This window comes from Deinococcus marmoris (assembly GCF_001949125.1).
Classification (GTDB): domain Bacteria; phylum Deinococcota; class Deinococci; order Deinococcales; family Deinococcaceae; genus Deinococcus; species Deinococcus marmoris_A.
The window spans coordinates 1-1,464 of sequence record NZ_MSTI01000006.1; the positions used below are offsets into that span (position 1 = coordinate 1).

A 1,464-nucleotide genomic window follows, 5' to 3' on the forward strand; every position below is an offset into this window, starting at 1 on the left:
TCCTCGTACCTGTCCAGGACGCAGATTCTTGTACTGTTCACGCACCAGCAGTTCATCCATGCGGGTGGTCTCCTTGATGCGGATGCACCGCTTGATCCGTTTCTGGTGCAGAAACTCGAACCACGCTTTGCCCACGAACTCACGGTCAGCGATCAAAACACGCCACCGCCCCGCTGGGACGGACTTCAGCAATCTGCTCACCAGGGCGATACGCAGCTCACTGTGACTGTTGCCGCCGTGCGGCAACACCTCATGGACGAGCGGGATCACGACATCACCGAGCAGCACGCCCAGCGCCAGGATGTTGATGTCGGCCTGTCCATGCTTCCAATTGGTGCGGTCCATGACGAAGATCAATTTGCCGTCTGGAAGCAGCGGCAGCAGGATGTCCAGTACATCCTGCTCAGAGAGTCCAGCGTCATGGAAGGTTCGGGCGACGGTCTTCGTTCTGGAATCCAGCGTTGCCGTGCTGCGAAGGTGGATGGCAATCTTGCGGTGCCGCGTGGTTTCGGCCTGAACGATGCCAAAGACCACGGCGGCGACTCGGCGCAGCAGGTCAATCCGGTGGTGAGGAAGTCGCTCTTTCAGGAAGGCGACGAAGGTGTCAAGATCAGTCAGGGCGGCGTTGGTGTGCATCACACACCCATCAGCCGCCCGTTGGCATTTTTTTCTGTGTCCCAGTCGGGATTTACCTCAAAGTGTCAGGTACTGAGAAGGGCCTAAAGACTGTCCCAGTCGTTATTCCCGTGCACGACTTCGAGTATGTTGGAAGGCGAAGCCAAAGTTTGTACTTTCGATCTGACGCCGAACTCCAGCCCCTTTAGAGCCTGTCGAGCTTGCTTTCTAACAGCAAATTAGCAGCAAAAGTGCGCAGTATGGGCATTGGGTAAACTTACTGGATTACGCCTTGCAATCTTAACGGGGGTTTCGGGCGATTGAGGCTACAATGCGAAAGCCTCTTTAATTTGGAGACTATAAATGAAAAAATGGGAAGACTTATATATAAAAGTCCAAGAGACAGAAGCAATTAACTCTAATATTAGTCATCTTCTTAATGTCTTAGAGCATGATAATTTTTGGATAGATCGTCATAAACTTACTGGAAAAGCAAGAAATCAGATAGAAGCATTTGAAGTTAACTGACATCTTGCAGTTTAGACAATGAGGGCAGGGGATGCGTGCTGGAAGGCATCGAGCGCGTCTAGCTCCAATTGAAGCGCACGACGATGCACGTCGGGGACGAACGAGAACCTCACGGTTCTCGCCAGGTCGCCCCAGTCAGGCCATATGCCCGGCAGGCGAAGAGGGAGGTCAAGGTCCTGGAGATGACAGAGCAGGAAGGCCAAGCCGGAGAGGCACCACCAGCGCAAGACACCCTGTTTGCTGTGCTGCGCAAAGCGTTCAAGTCCGAAGCGGCCCTTGATCGTTTTGAAAAAGGCTTCGATTCGCCAGCGGCGTTTCCCT

The 1,464-nt window shown here is 53.6% G+C and carries 2 protein-coding genes and 1 pseudogene; 1 reads left to right on the forward strand and 2 read right to left on the reverse strand.

Translation table 11 applies throughout. From position 1 onward, the window contains the following. A partial coding sequence (locus BOO71_RS27490; protein ID WP_439823013.1) for a transposase occupies positions 1–639 on the reverse strand: 639 nt, incomplete at its 3' end. Positions 640–978: 339 nt separating this feature from the next. Between BOO71_RS27490 and BOO71_RS27495 the strand changes: the two genes are divergently transcribed. After that, on the forward strand, positions 979–1,143 hold the full coding sequence (locus tag BOO71_RS27495; protein WP_175607321.1) for a hypothetical protein: 165 nt from the start codon (positions 979–981) through the stop codon (positions 1,141–1,143). Positions 1,144–1,154: 11 nt separating this feature from the next. On the opposite strand, the pseudogene BOO71_RS00625 reads toward BOO71_RS27495, so the two are convergent. After that, a pseudogene (locus tag BOO71_RS00625) lies at positions 1,155–1,464 on the reverse strand (hypothetical protein); the annotation flags it as partial.

Bases quoted from the DNA above. Each gene is read 5' to 3' on its own strand.
- BOO71_RS27495 (WP_175607321.1), top strand. From the start codon at position 979: ATGAAAAAATGGGAAGACTTATATATAAAAGTCCAAGAGACAGAAGCA.